Genomic DNA, 14794 nt, shown 5'->3' on the forward strand with positions numbered 1-14794 from the left:
CTTATAGGACGGGGGTTCCTAATTTGCCATGAAGACTTGATCGCAGGGGATATCATGACCACCGGCTTGCCATTTGACGATTTCCGCACACTCATCGAGACATTGCCCGGACCGGACGAGGCCGCTGTTGCCGCTGTGCGCAAGCGCGACGCCACACTGACCAAGCCGCCGGGAGCACTTGGACGGATGGAAGAGATTGTCGAATGGCTTGCCGCATGGACCGGGCGTTCGCGCCCGCAGATAACGCGGCCACTGGTGGCGGTTTTTGCAGGCAATCATGGCGTTACCGCCAAGGGCGTTTCGCCATATCCATCCTCTGTCACGGCGCAGATGGTCGAAAATTTCGCTGCAGGCGGCGCTGCGATCAACCAGATCTGCATCGCCAATGATCTCGGGCTGAAAATCTTCGATCTCGCGCTTGAGTATCCGACTGCCGATATCACCGAAGAGGCAGCCATGGACGAAAAGACCTGCGCAGCGACCATGGCGTTCGGCATGGAATCGATCGCTGGCGGTACTGACCTTCTCTGCATCGGCGAGATGGGGATTGGCAATACGACGATTGCCGCCGCGATTTTCCATGGCCTCTATGGCGGTACTGCGGAGGAATGGGTTGGTCCAGGCACCGGTGCCAACAGCGAGGGAATGAAGCGCAAGGCCGATGCTGTGCGCACAGCAGTCGCACTCCACGCTTCGCATTTGAAAGATCCGCTCGAAGTGCTGCGACGCCTCGGCGGCCGTGAAATCGCGGCGATGGCTGGCGCTATTCTTGCGACACGCGTCGAAAAAATTCCGGTGATCATCGACGGCTATGTCGCCACCGCCGCTGCGGCGATCCTGCATGCCGCGAATCCGGAAGCGATCGACCACTGCCTGTTCGGCCATGTCTCAGCGGAGCCGGGCCATCGCAAGGTTCTGGAGAAGCTTGGAAAAAAGCCATTGCTCGACCTTGGAATGCGGCTCGGCGAGGGCACCGGCGCGGCACTTGCGGCGGGCATCGTCAAGGCAGCTGCGCTCTGCCATAGCGGTATGGCGACATTCGATCAGGCCGGCGTCAGCAATCGCGACTGAATAGAAAAGGCCTGCGAAAGCAGGCCCTTTTTCAAGTGATAAGAGTTTAAAACTCTTTGCCGATCCTGGCGTCGACGGAGTGGTTGCTTGCGCCACGAATGACGAAGAAAAGGAGGATTGCCGTCCATCGGATCGACTTCTCCGAACCGCTCCAGCCTTGCCCCTGCACGAAGCCGTGGAAATATATGGTGACTGCAAGCACGATTGCCGTCGCGAACGCTGCAGGGCGTGTGAGCAGGCCAATGGTAAGTAGAATGCCACCAAAGAACTCGGTTGCGGCGAGAAGCGGCGACCAGAACACGCCCGGGTAGAAGCCGAGGCCTTCGACCATTTCCACCGAGCCCATCGGATTGACGATCTTGCCCGACCCGTGCACGACGAGTGCGGCACCGGCGACAACTCGTAGGATTGTTTCCGAGACTTGGCCCAAAGCGGCATAGATGCCACCAAGAGCGGGGATGATCAAAGGACGGTTATTGCCGTTTGAATTCATTGAGAAATGTTCCCGTTCATTGTTGCGCTGCCATGAGCAATGCAGGGCCGCTCACCGACGAGCAAATAACAATAAATTGAACTTGAGTATTCTAGGCAGCTTTTTTCTGGAGAGGCTTGTTGTGCTTTGACTGGGTGCCCTGAAGGACACGGCTGCGCGGGAAGGTCGCCAATGCTTCCGTGCCTTCGCGTAGCTTGGAGAACAGATGGAATTCTCCATCATGGACATGAACGAGTGCCTGTACGATGGGAAGACCGAGACCAGTTCCCTGTTCGGCATTTTTGATTGCAATCGATCCTTGACCGAAAGCTGAAAGAACAACGGGGATCTCTTCCGGCGGAATTCCGGGTCCGGTGTCGCGAACGGAAATGTACTGCCCGCCTCCCGCAGTCCAGCCCACTTTGACGTAGATCTTGCCGTTTGGCGGCGTGAACTTGACCGCGTTGGCCATGAGATTAAGCAATATTTGGCGAATCGAGCGCTCGTCAGCCTTGAGGCGCAGCATTTCGTTCTCGAACTGCGGTATAAGGGCGATATCCTTGTTGCGGGCCTTCAAATTCATCATATGAATACATTCGCTGGCAATGTCGGTCAGCAACAGCGGCTCATCATTGATCGAGTATCGACCGGCCTCGATTCGGCTCAGATCGAGTATCTCATTGATGAGATTGAGCAGATGTTCGCCAGAAGCATGAATGTCGCTGGCGTATTCGCGGTACGTCCCGTTCTGGATCGGCCCAAGCACTTCCTTGGCCATGACCTCCGAGAAACCAAGGATGGCGTTGAGGGGCGTGCGCAATTCATGGCTCATGGAAGCAAGAAAGCGCGACTTGGCGAGATTGGCTTCCTCCGCACGCCGTCTGCCTTCGTCGGACATAGCGTTCGCCGTTTCGAGTTCGGCGATCAGCGCATCTTTTTCGGCCTGCAATGCCAAGGTGATTGCGACGGATTGATTGAGCCGCGTTGCAACCAGATAGAAAAAGGCGAGTCCGGCGATCAGCATGATTACCATCGTTGCCTGCACCGGATTGTCGAAATGCTTCCACGCCAGCAATGTGTAGCTCAGGACGGGCAAGGTAAATGCCGCCAGAATGGCTGCACGCAATGCCGAGGAAATAATCGCGGTAATGGCCATCACCAAGATAATGACTACGGCCTTGATCACTGGAAACAGATTGGTGCCACAGGCTGTGCAATCGAGGAAGGTGAAGTAGGCCCATCCAAGACTGGTCATGAAATGACCGCCCAGATAGATCATTTGCCATCTCCGGATTTCCTCGTTGGCCAGGCCTGTTTTTTCCAGGTGGCGTGCCAGAAGCCCCAGAATGGCATAAAGTCCGATGGCGAAGCCTGCCCACAAGACGATCGTTCTGTCGAAGCCGGTGAACACGCCTATGACGACAATCATGGCTATTAAAAGTGGGATAGTCGCTGAGTTGATGATCAACGCACGCGTATGCATGAAGAGCAGTTCGCGATCGAAATGATGGATACCTGCGCGCTCCATCAGGCGGTCACGCGCTCCGCGCATGACGACAGTGAGATCCTTGTTGCGCGGCAATTTGCGGCGATCAACAATATTCTTGTCTGCACTTGTCGCGTCGAGTGATGCCATGCGCCTCGTTCCAGATGGCTATAGATCTGCACTTGTGGCAGCATTGCATCGCAAGCCTATTCACAAATGATTAACACACCATCAAACCAATGCAGAGAATGCAATCAATCGGATTAGCTCCAAGGGCGTATATGAACCTTCTTTTTCCGATGAAACGACTATGAGCAGAGGGTACCGCAGTTATCGCCATAGATGGCGTCGCACGCCGCCGGCACCGCGTTCATTTGGGCGCAAAGTGCTGGATTACAGCCTGATGGTGATCTTCTTTGTGCTTGTCGCCCTGCTGGTGGCAAAACTCAGCCAACCCAAAGCCCCTACGCAGTTGCTGGCGGGCAAAGCCTATGTCATCGACGGCGATACGCTTTCAATTTCCGGGAACCACATTCGTCTCGAAGGCATTGATGCTCCTGAACTCAACCAGAATTGTGGAGCCAATGCCTGCGGACAAGTATCCAGGCAGACATTGATAAGGCTGATTCAGGGCAGACCGGTCCGTTGCGAAGGGAACGGTCACGATAAGTACAGTCGTAGCCTCGCCATCTGTTTTGTTGGGGAGACAAATCTTAATCGTGCAATGGTTGAGGCTGGACAGGCGATCGCTTATGGCGATTATCGTGATGTGGAATTGCAAGCCCGAAGGGACAAAAAAGGTCTATGGTCCGGAGTATTTGAGACACCGCAGGATTGGCGCAGGGAGCACGAGCAGGTGCCGGAAGCGCCGCAAACGCAACCGCAATCCAACCGTGCCGCGGACCTGATTGACCAATTCGTCGGCTGGATCATTGGCTTAGTGGGAGGACTCTGGTGAAACTTTACGATGGAGGGCGCGCGCCCAATCCGCGCCGTATTCGCATTTTCCTTGCAGAAAAAGGTGTCGAGGTGCCCTTGATACCAATTGACATGACCGCCATGGAACACAAGACGCCCGAGTTTACAGCGCTCAATCCATTCCAGCGCCTGCCAGCGCTTGAGCTCGACGATGGCACGGTCATCAGTGAATCCGTAGCGATTTCTCGTTACTTCGAGGAGCTATATCCGGATCCGCCTTTGTTCGGCACCGGCGCCATCGGCAAGGCGCAGGTTGAAATGTGGAACCGTCGCGCGGACCTTCACCTGCTCACAGTAGTGATGGCGGCATTCCGGCATACGCACCCGGCGATGGTCGAATGGGAGGTTCCGCAAATCCCCGCTTGGGGCGAGGCGAACCGGCCCAAGGCGCTGGCTTCGATGAGAATCATGGATCGTCAACTCGAAACGAATGAATTTATAGCCGGCAACGACTTTTCGATTGCCGATATCACGCTGCTTGTGTCGATCGACTTTCTAAAACTCGCCAGGATCCAAATGCCTGAAGAGCTGAGTAACCTCCGCCGCTGGCACGATGCAGTGTCGAGCCGCCCCAGCGCCAAAGCGTGAGATTTGAGCGACTTGCCGCCATTACTTGATACCTTGTCATCGCAAATCAAGGCGTGCCGGATATGCCGGGACGCCCCGCGGTATGGCGTGCCTCTGCCAGATGAACCCAATCCGGTGTGCGTGCTCTCGTCAACGGCACGCATCGTCATATGCGGGCAGGCGCCGGGCATTCGCGTGCATAACACCGGCTTGCCGTTCAATGATCCGTCCGGCGTCCGACTGCGTGATTGGCTCGGCGTTGATCGCGAAACATTCTACGATCCGGACAAGTTCGCCATTGTCCCGATGGGCTTTTGCTTTCCGGGCTATGACGCGCATGGCAGCGATCTTCCCCCTCGGCGTGAATGCCGCGAAACGTGGCACGACCGTGTGTTTCGGTCCATGCCGCAGATCAAACTTGTCCTGACGATCGGCCAATATGCGCAGGCCTATCATCTCGGAAGCCGCCGCCGCACCAACATGACCGAAACGGTGTTGAACTGGCGCGATTACTTCGAGCCAGAATCGGGCCCGTCAATTCTACCACTGCCGCACCCCTCCTGGCGCAACAGCTCTTGGTTGAAAAAGAATCCGTGGTTCGCGCAGGACGTTCTCCCCTTGCTTAAAGAGAAGGTCAGAATTCTAACTTCATAGCTTTCAGAATGAAATTTTTTCCGAATTTGAGAAGTTTAGAATAATTTTCTTGTACGCTGCCAGATTATCAGACCATAAAGTATCCCATTCCAACGCATAACCCCAAAATCGGAATCGGTTTTGGAAGGGATTATGCGTCGATTCAAAGTGTTACTGCGTCCTTTGCGCGTCCAAAGGACGCGCGGCGCAGTAAAAGGATAGCAAACATGGACAGACTCGACCGAAAGATTCTTCGCCTCCTGCAAGAGGATGCAACGCTTGCCGTAGCAGATGTCGCCAAGAAAGTCGGGCTTTCGACAACGCCTTGCTGGCGTCGCATCCAGAAGCTGGAAGAGGATGGCGTGATTCAGCGCCGTGTCGCTATCCTCGACCCTGTTCGCGTCAATACACGCGTCACGGTTTTCGTCTCTATCCGCACCGGGTCGCACAGCAATGAGTGGCTGAAGCGCTTCTCCGAAGTTGTGCAGGAATTCCCGGAAGTGGTTGAATTCTATCGCATGAGCGGCGATGTCGACTACCTCCTGCGCGTCGTCGTGCCGGATATCGCTGCCTATGATGCGGTCTACAAGCGGTTGATCAGCAAGATCGACATTCGGGATGTATCGTCTGCGTTCGCCATGGAACAGATCAAATACACCACCGAATTGCCGCTCGATTACATGAGCATCGAGAAAGAATCGAACTGAGTTTTTCAGTTCGAACCTGCGCGATTGGATTATTTCTCCAGTCGCGCCAGCAGGGATGAAGTATCCCAGCGCTTGCCGCCCATGACCTGCACATCCTTGTAGAACTGATCGATCAATGCAGTCACAGGCAATTTGGCATTGTTACGGTCGGCTTCCGCAAGACAGATACCGAGGTCCTTGCGCATCCAGTCCACCGCAAAGCCGAAATCATACTTTCCGGCATTCATCGTCTTGTGGCGGTTTTCCATCTGCCATGAGCCGGCGGCGCCTTTCGAAATCACCTCGATGACTTTTTCGATATCGAGACCGGCTTTCTTGCCGAAATGAATGCCTTCAGCAAGGCCCTGGACAAGTCCGGCAATGCAGATCTGATTGATCATCTTGGTCAATTGTCCGGCACCGACCGGCCCCATCAGACCAACCATCTTGGCGAAGGATTCGATGACCGGCTTTGCCTTGTCGAATGCATCCTGCTCGCCGCCAACCATGACGGTGAGGGCGCCATTTTCCGCGCCCGCCTGACCGCCGGATACTGGAGCATCGAGAAAGTGGAAGCCACGTTTGCGCGCTTCCGCGTCGAGTTCCCGAGCAACTTCGGCTGATGCCGTCGTGTTGTCGATGAAAATCGCCCCTTTCTTCATCGAATGAAAAGCGCCGTTTTCACCAATCGTCACCGAGCGCAGATCGTCATCATTGCCGACACAGGAGAAGACGAAATCCTTGTCCGCCGCAGCTTGTTTTGGCGTTGGGGCATGGGCGCCACCAAATTGCTCGGCCCATTTCCTCGCCTTCTCGCTGCTGCGATTGAAAACCGTAACGTCATGGCCGCCCCGCGATTTCAAATGACCCGCCATCGGGTATCCCATGACGCCAAGACCAATAAAAGCGACTGTTGCCATTCCCTAGTTTCCTCTGTCAGATAGGCCATGTGTTGAGTATCGGGGGACGTTAGGACAATGCGGCGGATCATCAAAGGCCTATTGTGGATTGTTTTCTCCCTCATCCCCATCGCATTGCTCGGCGCCGTTCTCGGTTACGTCTGGCTCGCACGCTCGGTAGCTCCCGCAACCGGGGAGATGGTTCTTGCGGGCTTGTCCGCGCCGGTCACGGTCACACGCGACAAGAATGCCGTCCCGCATATCAGCGGTGACTCGGTCGAAGACGTTCTAACCGCTCTTGGCTTTGTCCATGCGCAGGAACGTCTCTGGCAAATGGAAATAAATCGCATGGCCGGGCAGGGACGTCTGTCCGAGCTTTTTGGCGACAAGACCATCTCCACTGACCGCTTCATCCGCTCGATCGGACTCTATGAATCCGCCCAAAGCTCCCTCGCGTCGCTCGATGAGTCAGACCGGAAGAAGATCGACGCCTATGTGCAGGGAATCAATGCGTTTATTGCCGGCGCAGGGCCGACCTTCGGCTCCAAATATTCGCCGGAATTCGTTATCCTTGGCCATTCACCTGAAAAATGGACTCCCGTCGATGTGATCGTGACGCTGAAACTGATGTCCGTGACGCTCGCCGCCAACATCGATGACGAAGTCTTGAGATTGAAGTTTGCCCGCCTTGGCATGACCGATGCGGAAATCATCGATTTGCTACCGCCGGTGCCGGGTGATACGCCGCCACCGTTACCGGACCTGCGTCAGGTTCTCGGGTTACCAAGCGGCACACTCAAAGCCGGGGTAGTTGAGGCCGAAAAACAGTTTGCCCTGTTGAACGACATCATGTCCACCGGCGCCTCGAACAATTGGGTGGTTGGCGGCGCCCGGACCGAGACCGGCAAGCCGATCCTCGCCAATGATCCTCATCTTGGGTTGACCGCGCCGGGCATCTGGTATCTGGCGCATCTTCAGGTCAAGAACAGCGACGGTTCATCGAAGAACCTCGTCGGTGTGACCTTGCCGGGAGCGCCGCTTGTCTTGCTTGGACGCAACGACAAGGTCGCGTGGGGGTTCACAAATACTGGTTCCGATGTTCAAGACATCTTCGTCGAGAGGATCAATCCCGCCAATCCAAACGAATATCAGACACCCCAGGGTTTTCAGCCGTTTGAAAAGAAGAACGTGGCAATCAAGGTCAAGGGCGGGGACACCGTCAACTTCGACCGCCAGGTCACACGTCACGGTCCGGTCTTGCCTGCCGACTACCGCGGGGTGGACCATTATCTGCCGGATGGTACCGTTGCGGCCCTCTCGTGGACTGCTTTGGCTGGCGACGACAAGACGATCTCTGCCGGCTTGAAGCTTTGGGACTTCGCCAGCGTCTCGGATTTTCAGAACGGTATGCGCGATTTCGTGACGCCGATGCAGTCTATCGTGATTGCCGATGTCGATGGAAATATTGGTCTGATCGCGCCGGGCAGGGTGCCGGTGCGCGACCCGGCCAACCAGATCATGGGGCGAGCTCCTTCGCCGGGCTGGGACGCGATCTATGACTGGAAGGGCTTTATTCCCTACGAGCAGTTGCCGCGTATCTATAATCCCGCAGACAACGTGTTGGCGACGGCCAATACGAAGATAGTTGATGCGAGTTATCCGCATTTCCTGACATTCGATTGGGACGAGCCTTGGCGTTTCGAACGGATCAAGACACTGATCTATGGTGCGAACCAACAAACGCTTGAAACCAATGGCAAGGCTCAAGGTGACGCCTTGGAGAATGCCTACGCGGCCCTGGCTCCGGTCATGCTCAAACTGGTCGATGGCCGAAGTGGTGTGGACCTCGATGTCATCAAGCAGTTGCAGACGTGGGATTTTGTCGAGGACCGTACGCGCATCGAGCCGCTTTTATTCAACGCCTGGCTAAGGATGGCGACGAAGCGAATTCTTGAAGACGATCTTGGCGAGGCTTTCCCCTCCTACTGGCAAGGACATATCGATGCCATGCTGCGCTGGCTTGGACCAAATCCCGCTCGCGATTGGTGCGATGATGGTCGCACGCCGGAGAAAGAGAGTTGCGGCGATATCCTGGCTTTGTCACTCGCCGATGCGATCAAAGACCTCAATACACGCCTGGGCTCGGATCGCTCAAAATGGAACTGGGGCACGCTGCACTATGCCTACGGGGCGCATCGCCCATTTGCGCAGGTCAGTCCGCTCGACCAGCTTTTCAACGTTACCGTGCCCACATCGGGTGGTGCCTATACTCTCGATCGCGGCAAGTCGTCATTTATGGACGAAAGCAATCCGTTTCGGGTTACCCACGGTACCAGCTATCGTGGGCTGTTCGATCTCGCCGATCTCAATCGCTCGACCTATATCCAGACGACCGGCCAGTCAGGAAACGTGTTCTCATCCAATTATCGCGATTTTGCTCCGAAGTGGGCCGATATCGAGGCGATTACCATTCCCACCGACGAGCGAACCTATCAGGAAGGCTTGCTTGGCGTGTGGCGTCTGAAGCCGAAAGAATGATTTCTCAGGTCAGGGCGGTCATCACTGTCTTCTGGTAGGCGGGCCGCTCTTTCAAGCGTTCATACCAAGCTTCAAGATGAGGATGGTGCGGGCGCTCAATCGGCATTTCGAACCAGGCGTAGGTGAAGCAACCAAGCGGAATATCGCCCACGCCGAATTTCTCGCCGGACAGGTAGGGCTGCGAGGCAAGTGTAGCATCAACAATGGCAAACAGCCTGCTGCAGTCCTGAATGCCCTTTCCCTTGGCTGCATGATCCTGTTTGTCGGGTGTCAGGCGCACAACGTTCCAGAAGACATCACGGAACGGGCCTGCAAGCGTGGACGTTGCCCAATCCATCCAACTTTCGGCTTTCGCCCGCGTCGCCGCATCGTCGATGTAGAGCGTTGATTGACCATATTGGGCTGCTAGGTAGCGAACGATCGTGTTGCTTTCCCAGAGCACCAGATCCTCGTCTTCTAGCGTCGGCACCAACCCATTCGGGTTCATGGCGCGATAAGCAGGATCGGACACGACGCCATAGGCGCCGCCAGCAGGAATGTTCTCGTATGGAACGCCGACTTCCTCGACCGCCCAAAGCGCTTTCTTGACGTTGGTCGAGTTTGTCCGGCCCCAGATTTTTAGCATGGTGGATTCTCTTCGATGGGTTTGATCTCAGCGTATGAGATGGCGCGTGATGCGACGCTCCAACCAATCCCAGATATGCCGCAGGATTTCCACCAAAATCAGATAAATAATCGCAGCCCAGAGATAGGCCTGGAAATCAAAGGTCCTCGAATAGGCAAGCCTTGTGTAACCCATGAGATCGTAGACAGTAATCAAGGCCACGATGGCCGAGCCCTTGATCATCAGAATGATCTCGTTGCCGTAGGGCCGCAAAGCGACGATCAGGGCTTGCGGCAGGATAACCTTCCAGAACGTAACGAATTTGGAAACGCCAAGCGATGCCGCTCCTTCCCATTGTCCAAGCGGAACGCTACGGATTGCACCGCGCAGTATCTCAGCCTGATAGGCTGCCGTATTCAGGGCGAACGCCAGCAGGGCACAGTACCAGGCTTCGCGGAAGAATACCCACAACCCGACAGATTCGAGCTGTGGCTTAAACGAGCCGAGGCCGTAGTAGAATAAAAAAACTTGCGCGATCAGAGGTGTTCCGCGGAAAAAATAGACATAGGCATAGGCAATGGATGAAGCGATGGGGTTCTTGCTCATCCGGCCTAGGGCTACCGGTATCGAAATCAACGCACCGAGAAGGATTGAGGAGCCGACAAGACCGATCGTGGTCTTGAGGCCAGCGAGATATGTGGGGCCGTACTTCTGAATGAGTTCTATGTTCCAGGCGCTGTAGAGATAGACGAGCAGTCCGATCAGAAGGGCCGTCCAAAGACCCACAAGCAGATGGCCGACAACTCGACCTCTAGTCCATTTTTTGGGCGGTGCGGGCGGGCGCATAACCGTTGCGGGCCGTGCATTGATGAAGCTTTCCGTCATCACTTTACCCCGCTCTTGGCTGATGAGCGTTCGATCGCGTCGATAACAAAGGATGAAAGAATGGCGAGCACGAGATAGATCATGCAGGCCGTGCCAAAAAACAAAAATGCGTGCTTCGTGACGCGGGCAGCGACGCCTGTCTGGCGCAATATGTCGGCAAGCCCGATAGCGGAAACGAGAGCTGTGTCCTTGAGCAGGATCATCCAGAGATTGGCGAGTCCCGGCAGTGCGATGCGGATCAATTGCGGCAGGATAACCATGCGCATCGTCTGACCGTTGGAAAGACCAATGGCGTAGCCGCCCTCATACTGGCCTTTCGGTATGGCGCGGAACGACGAGAGAAAGACTTCGCTGGCATAGGATGAAAATACGACCCCCAGCGCGAACATCCCGGCGATGAATGAATTGATCTCGAGCGTGCCTTCGTAGCCAAGCAGTTGACCCAGCTTCTGAATGCCGATCTGCGCGCCGAAATAGACCACGAACAAGGTGAGCAGCTCAGGCAAACCGCGAAAAATCGTCGTGTACATGTTTGCAGCAAGCTTGACGGAACGTTCGGGCGATTGCTTGCCGAGAGCGACGAAGAAGCCGATCACCAACCCGACCGGTAGCGTGGCGAGCGCCAGACTGACCGTTACCAGAACGCCGCTTGCAATGCTCGGACCCCAACCGCCCTCGCCAAAACCCAGTAACGCTATTGAGCCTTCCATAGGCAACTTTCATATTTGCGGGCTGTTCCCCAATGGCTCTTTTTCGAGCCTACCCGTCATTTTTGAAACCAAAGCCGTGGATGGCGGCTTGACCGCCATCCACATTTCTTATCAATTCAGCGCGTTGGGCTCAATCCTCGCCGCCATAAACGTCGATCTTGAAGTACTTATCGTTGATTTCCTTATACTTTCCGTTCGCGCGGATCGCTGCAATGGCTGCGGTGAACTTGTCTGCCAGAGCGGCATTGCCCTTTTTCACTGTCACACCGGCGCCTGGGCCGTGGATCGCGGGATCAGGCGTAATCGTGCCAAGCAGCTTGCAGCATGAGCCAGCGTCGCTATCGAGCCACTGGCCGAGAACGACCACATCGTCCATCACGGCATCGATGCGGCCATTGGCGATATCAAGTTTGTACTCATCAGACGTCGGGTACATCTTGATTTCCGAGCCGCTATATTTGGCTTGGGCGTAGTTCGAATGGCTGGTCGATCCTTGCACACCGAGAGTTTTGCCCTTCAGGGCTTCTGGTGTGATGTCCTTGACGTTGGAATCTTTCGGCACGGCAATGGCGGGGGGCGTATTGTAGTACTTCTTGGAGAAGTCGACTTTTTCCAGACGTTCGGGCGTAATCGACATGGACGCGATGATCGCATCGAACTTTCCGGCCTGTAGTGCTGGAATCATGCCGTCCCAATCCTGGGATACCCAAGTGCATTCGGCCTTCATTTCTGCGCACAGCGCGTTGCCGATGTCGATGTCGAAGCCCTCCAACTTGCCACCCGGGGTGAGATTATTGAAGGGCGGGTAAGCTCCTTCGGACGCGATTGTCAGTTTCAGTGCGTCCTCCGCGTGCGCCGCGCCCATGGAAAAGGCTAGAGCTGCAGCGGAAATCGCGAGTGCGAGACGCTTAATGATACGCATTTATTTGAACCTCTCTTTTACGGCCCGGCTGTTCCCCTATTCTTTTGGACAGCCTTCCGGGCAAGGTCGCAGTTTACGTCACTGCTCCTGACATGGATATTCCCACTAGTTTTCTTTTAATTGCAACCGGGAATCGTGCGTCGTCAAACAAATCTGACGGTCAAAATCACATAATTATTTTGGACCTTATACTTTTGTTGCGCGCGTGTTGGTTGAAACGTCATTTTCTGACGCGTCTACCGGGAAAGGCTTGTTTCGCGTTCGATCAAATCGGCCAAGGCAGCAACATCATCAAGTTCGTAGACGGGCACGTTCTCGTCCAGGATGGGGTAGTCGCTGGCGATTGCAACGATAGTTGGATCGCCTGTCGTCAATCGTTCCCCTGACCTGCCTTCCGTCCGGCGCGTTTCGATCTTCTTGTGGCTTTCGCGTTTGTAGCCCTCGACGAGGACAAGGTCGCAGGCTGCAAAACGAGCAACGATATCAGCCAGCGTTGGCTCGCTTTCATTGGCCAGTTCATGCATCAATGCCCAGCGGCGATCCGAGACAATTGCCACTTCGCCAGCGCCTGCTTTGCGGTGGCGGTAGGAATCCGTTCCCTCCTTGTCGATGTCGAAATCATGATGGGCGTGCTTCACAGTTGAAACTTTCCAGCCCCGGCGTGTCAATTCGCCGACGAGTTTGACGGTCAACGTGGTTTTTCCCGAGTTTTTCCATCCGGTTATCCCGAATATGCGATGCGTCATGGTATGGCGTTCCATCTTTGCCGCGCCTCGGCAATATCCTCGGGTGTATTGATGTTGAAAAACGGGTCGAAGGATGCGCCGGATTGCGTCGTCACAATGGGAAATTCTGCAATCTTGTGCGGATGCCCTTCGATCCAGGCAACAACGCGGCGGTTCTTCTCATCGCTCAGCCAGCGGCGAAGATCGCTCTTGAGGAAAACTGGCCAGAGGCCGAAAACCGGGTGCAGCCTGTTTCCCGAAGCCGCGACTCCGATATGTCCCGCAGTATCGGCGACGGCGTGGCGAAGCGTATGAACCAGATCGTCGGGAAAGAATGGCGTGTCCGTCGCCACGGTCACAATGTGGGTAAACGGAAGCGCCTGATTGTTCGCCCACTCCATTGCAGCCAGAACGCCGGCAAGGGGACCGGCAAACCCGTCAATGTCGTCTGGGATCACAGGAACTGGCAAATCCGCAAAGAGCACCGGCTCGTTATTGCTGTTCAACGCCACTGGCTCGATCTGACGTGACAGACGCGCATAGACATGATCGATCACGCGCCGGTCGCCAAATGGCAGCAGGGCCTTGTCCACCCCATCCATCCGTCGCGATTGTCCGCCAGCCAGTATTATACCCGCAATTCGCACGTCTATACTCCATCAGGTGACGTTGCCGCCGCTGTCGTGGTTGCGACCGGTTTCAAGCGGCCGACAATGCGCTCACGGTAAAGCGTATAGAGCCCGCTGCCAATCACGATGATGGAACCGACGATCATCGGGACATCCGGCAGGTCGCCGAAAAACAAAAATCCGAGCAGGATCGCCCAGATAAGGCTGGTGTAACGAAATGGAGCAACAAAGGCTATTTCGCCTTCTCGCATGGCCAGAATGATGAAATGATACGCGACCATGACGCAACAGGCCGCAAGCGTCAGAAGCAACGTGTTTGTCAATGACATGGGCGTCCATCCACCAAGCGGACCGATCATGCCTATCCCGGCGAGGCCGACACCTATGGAGGTCAGTGCGGAGATCATCAGTACTGGAATAGTCCTTGGGACCTTGCGCGTCGCGAGATCACGCATTGAAGCAAAAATCACCGTGACCACGATCAGAAGAATGTATGGACTGACACCGTTGTGGCTCGGCCGGACGATTATGAGTACGCCGATGAAGCCGACAATGATTGCAATCCAACGCCGCCAGCCAACCGGTTCACCGAAGAACAGCGCAGCTCCGAGGGTCACCACCAGGGGCAGGGCCTGCAGAATTGCCGAGGTCAATGCAAGGGGCACGTGAACCAGAGCGACAAGAAAGCTCACCGTGCCGACCACTTCGCCGATGACCCGCAAGATGGTCATTTTATGCAGGGCTTCACGGAGCGGAACCAGCATGCCCTTGTGCCAGGCGAGTGCGAGGATCAGTACCGTCGAAATCGTGCTGCGTACCAGCATGACCTGACCCATATTCATGTCTTCCGCAACGAACTTGACCGTCGCGTCATTGAAAGTGAAGCTTGCCATGCCGATGGCCATGAAAAGACTGCCACGCAAATTGGGAGATAGCGCCAAGATGGTCATTTCCGAATGAGGACGCGATTCTCCTCCAGAATCGCTTCG

At 55.5% G+C, this 14794-nt stretch carries 16 protein-coding genes; 6 read left to right on the top strand and 10 right to left on the bottom strand.

Translation table 11 applies throughout. The features are described 5' to 3' along the window. The first annotated feature begins 51 nt into the window (after window positions 1–51). Window positions 52–1071 carry a nicotinate-nucleotide--dimethylbenzimidazole phosphoribosyltransferase gene (gene cobT / locus ACSQ3H_RS11955; protein ID WP_436119427.1) on the top strand — a complete coding sequence of 340 codons (1020 nt, stop codon included), beginning with the start codon at window positions 52–54 and terminating at the stop codon, window positions 1069–1071. 46 nt (window positions 1072–1117) lie between these two features. On the opposite strand, the gene ACSQ3H_RS11960 is transcribed toward cobT, so the two are convergent. Further along, window positions 1118–1564 carry a DoxX family protein gene (locus tag ACSQ3H_RS11960; protein WP_436117269.1) on the bottom strand — a complete coding sequence of 149 codons (447 nt, stop codon included), beginning with the start codon at window positions 1562–1564 and terminating at the stop codon, window positions 1118–1120. Window positions 1565–1655: 91 nt separating this feature from the next. Then, window positions 1656–3179: a sensor histidine kinase gene (locus ACSQ3H_RS11965; protein WP_436117270.1), complete on the bottom strand. Its 1524-nt coding sequence runs from the start codon at window positions 3177–3179 to the stop codon at window positions 1656–1658. Window positions 3180–3414: 235 nt separating this feature from the next. On the opposite strand from ACSQ3H_RS11965, the gene ACSQ3H_RS11970 reads away from it, so the two are divergent. The 4 genes from ACSQ3H_RS11970 to ACSQ3H_RS11985 all read left to right on the top strand — a co-directional run bounded on the left by ACSQ3H_RS11970 (window position 3415) and on the right by ACSQ3H_RS11985 (window position 5914). Beyond that, window positions 3415–3987 (top strand): thermonuclease family protein, encoded by a 573-nt coding sequence (locus ACSQ3H_RS11970; RefSeq protein WP_436117271.1) that lies wholly within the window; start codon window positions 3415–3417, stop codon window positions 3985–3987. Further along, a complete protein-coding gene (locus tag ACSQ3H_RS11975) occupies window positions 3984–4595 on the top strand; it encodes a glutathione S-transferase family protein (protein WP_436117272.1) in 612 nt (203 codons plus the stop codon). Before ACSQ3H_RS11970 ends, ACSQ3H_RS11975 begins: the two co-directional genes overlap by 4 nt. Window positions 4596–4607: 12 nt before the next feature. Then, window positions 4608–5228, top strand: coding sequence for a uracil-DNA glycosylase family protein (locus ACSQ3H_RS11980; RefSeq protein WP_436117273.1), 621 nt, complete (start codon window positions 4608–4610; stop codon window positions 5226–5228). A 206-nt stretch (window positions 5229–5434) separates the two neighbouring features. Further along, window positions 5435–5914: an Lrp/AsnC family transcriptional regulator gene (locus tag ACSQ3H_RS11985; RefSeq protein ID WP_112528551.1), complete on the top strand. Its 480-nt coding sequence runs from the start codon at window positions 5435–5437 to the stop codon at window positions 5912–5914. Between the two features lie 29 nt (window positions 5915–5943). Here ACSQ3H_RS11985 and ACSQ3H_RS11990 read toward each other — a convergent pair whose 3' ends face one another. Beyond that, window positions 5944–6813 (bottom strand): NAD(P)-dependent oxidoreductase, encoded by an 870-nt coding sequence (locus tag ACSQ3H_RS11990; protein ID WP_436117274.1) that lies wholly within the window; start codon window positions 6811–6813, stop codon window positions 5944–5946. Window positions 6814–6870: 57 nt separating this feature from the next. Here ACSQ3H_RS11990 and ACSQ3H_RS11995 point away from each other — a divergent pair, with 57 nt between their 5' ends. After that, window positions 6871–9330 carry a penicillin acylase family protein gene (locus tag ACSQ3H_RS11995; protein WP_436117275.1) on the top strand — a complete coding sequence of 820 codons (2460 nt, stop codon included), beginning with the start codon at window positions 6871–6873 and terminating at the stop codon, window positions 9328–9330. Between the two features lie 4 nt (window positions 9331–9334). Here ACSQ3H_RS11995 and ACSQ3H_RS12000 read toward each other — a convergent pair whose 3' ends face one another. From ACSQ3H_RS12000 to ACSQ3H_RS12030, 7 genes are all read right to left on the bottom strand, one after another. After that, complete coding sequence (locus tag ACSQ3H_RS12000; RefSeq protein ID WP_436117276.1) at window positions 9335–9955, bottom strand: glutathione S-transferase family protein; 621 nt, start codon at window positions 9953–9955, stop codon at window positions 9335–9337. Window positions 9956–9982: 27 nt separating this feature from the next. After that, window positions 9983–10819: an ABC transporter permease gene (locus ACSQ3H_RS12005; RefSeq protein ID WP_436117277.1), complete on the bottom strand. Its 837-nt coding sequence runs from the start codon at window positions 10817–10819 to the stop codon at window positions 9983–9985. After that, window positions 10819–11529 carry an ABC transporter permease gene (locus ACSQ3H_RS12010; protein ID WP_436117278.1) on the bottom strand — a complete coding sequence of 237 codons (711 nt, stop codon included), beginning with the start codon at window positions 11527–11529 and terminating at the stop codon, window positions 10819–10821. Before ACSQ3H_RS12010 ends, ACSQ3H_RS12005 begins: the two co-directional genes overlap by 1 nt. Window positions 11530–11659: 130 nt before the next feature. Next, the gene (locus ACSQ3H_RS12015) at window positions 11660–12451 is read right to left on the bottom strand and encodes an ABC transporter substrate-binding protein (protein WP_436117279.1); all 792 of its coding nucleotides are present in this window, start codon (window positions 12449–12451) and stop codon (window positions 11660–11662) included. A gap of 236 nt (window positions 12452–12687) precedes the next feature. Beyond that, complete coding sequence (gene mobB, locus ACSQ3H_RS12020; RefSeq protein WP_436117280.1) at window positions 12688–13197, bottom strand: molybdopterin-guanine dinucleotide biosynthesis protein B; 510 nt, start codon at window positions 13195–13197, stop codon at window positions 12688–12690. After that, on the bottom strand, window positions 13194–13823 hold the full coding sequence (mobA, locus tag ACSQ3H_RS12025) for a molybdenum cofactor guanylyltransferase MobA (RefSeq protein WP_436117281.1): 630 nt from the start codon (window positions 13821–13823) through the stop codon (window positions 13194–13196). The genes mobB and mobA overlap by 4 nt, the downstream gene beginning before the upstream one ends. 2 nt (window positions 13824–13825) lie before the next feature. After that, entirely contained in the window at window positions 13826–14746 is a 921-nt protein-coding gene (locus ACSQ3H_RS12030) for a DMT family transporter (protein ID WP_436117282.1), read from the bottom strand. Window positions 14747–14794 lie beyond the last annotated feature (48 nt).

Origin of the sequence: Phyllobacterium sp. LjRoot231 (assembly GCF_964253365.1) — a bacterium.
GTDB lineage: Bacteria > Pseudomonadota > Alphaproteobacteria > Rhizobiales > Rhizobiaceae > Phyllobacterium.

Bases quoted from the DNA above. Each gene is read 5' to 3' on its own strand.
- ACSQ3H_RS11960 (WP_436117269.1), bottom strand. From the start codon at position 1,564: ATGAATTCAAACGGCAATAACCGTCCTTTGATCATCCCCGCTCTTGGT.
- ACSQ3H_RS11965 (WP_436117270.1), bottom strand. From the start codon at position 3,179: ATGGCATCACTCGACGCGACAAGTGCAGACAAGAATATTGTTGATCGC.
- ACSQ3H_RS11985 (WP_112528551.1), top strand. From the start codon at position 5,435: ATGGACAGACTCGACCGAAAGATTCTTCGCCTCCTGCAAGAGGATGCA.
- ACSQ3H_RS11990 (WP_436117274.1), bottom strand. From the start codon at position 6,813: ATGGCAACAGTCGCTTTTATTGGTCTTGGCGTCATGGGATACCCGATG.
- ACSQ3H_RS11995 (WP_436117275.1), top strand. From the start codon at position 6,871: ATGCGGCGGATCATCAAAGGCCTATTGTGGATTGTTTTCTCCCTCATC.
- ACSQ3H_RS12000 (WP_436117276.1), bottom strand. From the start codon at position 9,955: ATGCTAAAAATCTGGGGCCGGACAAACTCGACCAACGTCAAGAAAGCG.
- ACSQ3H_RS12005 (WP_436117277.1), bottom strand. From the start codon at position 10,819: ATGACGGAAAGCTTCATCAATGCACGGCCCGCAACGGTTATGCGCCCG.
- ACSQ3H_RS12010 (WP_436117278.1), bottom strand. From the start codon at position 11,529: ATGGAAGGCTCAATAGCGTTACTGGGTTTTGGCGAGGGCGGTTGGGGT.
- ACSQ3H_RS12015 (WP_436117279.1), bottom strand. From the start codon at position 12,451: ATGCGTATCATTAAGCGTCTCGCACTCGCGATTTCCGCTGCAGCTCTA.
- mobB (WP_436117280.1), bottom strand. From the start codon at position 13,197: ATGACGCATCGCATATTCGGGATAACCGGATGGAAAAACTCGGGAAAA.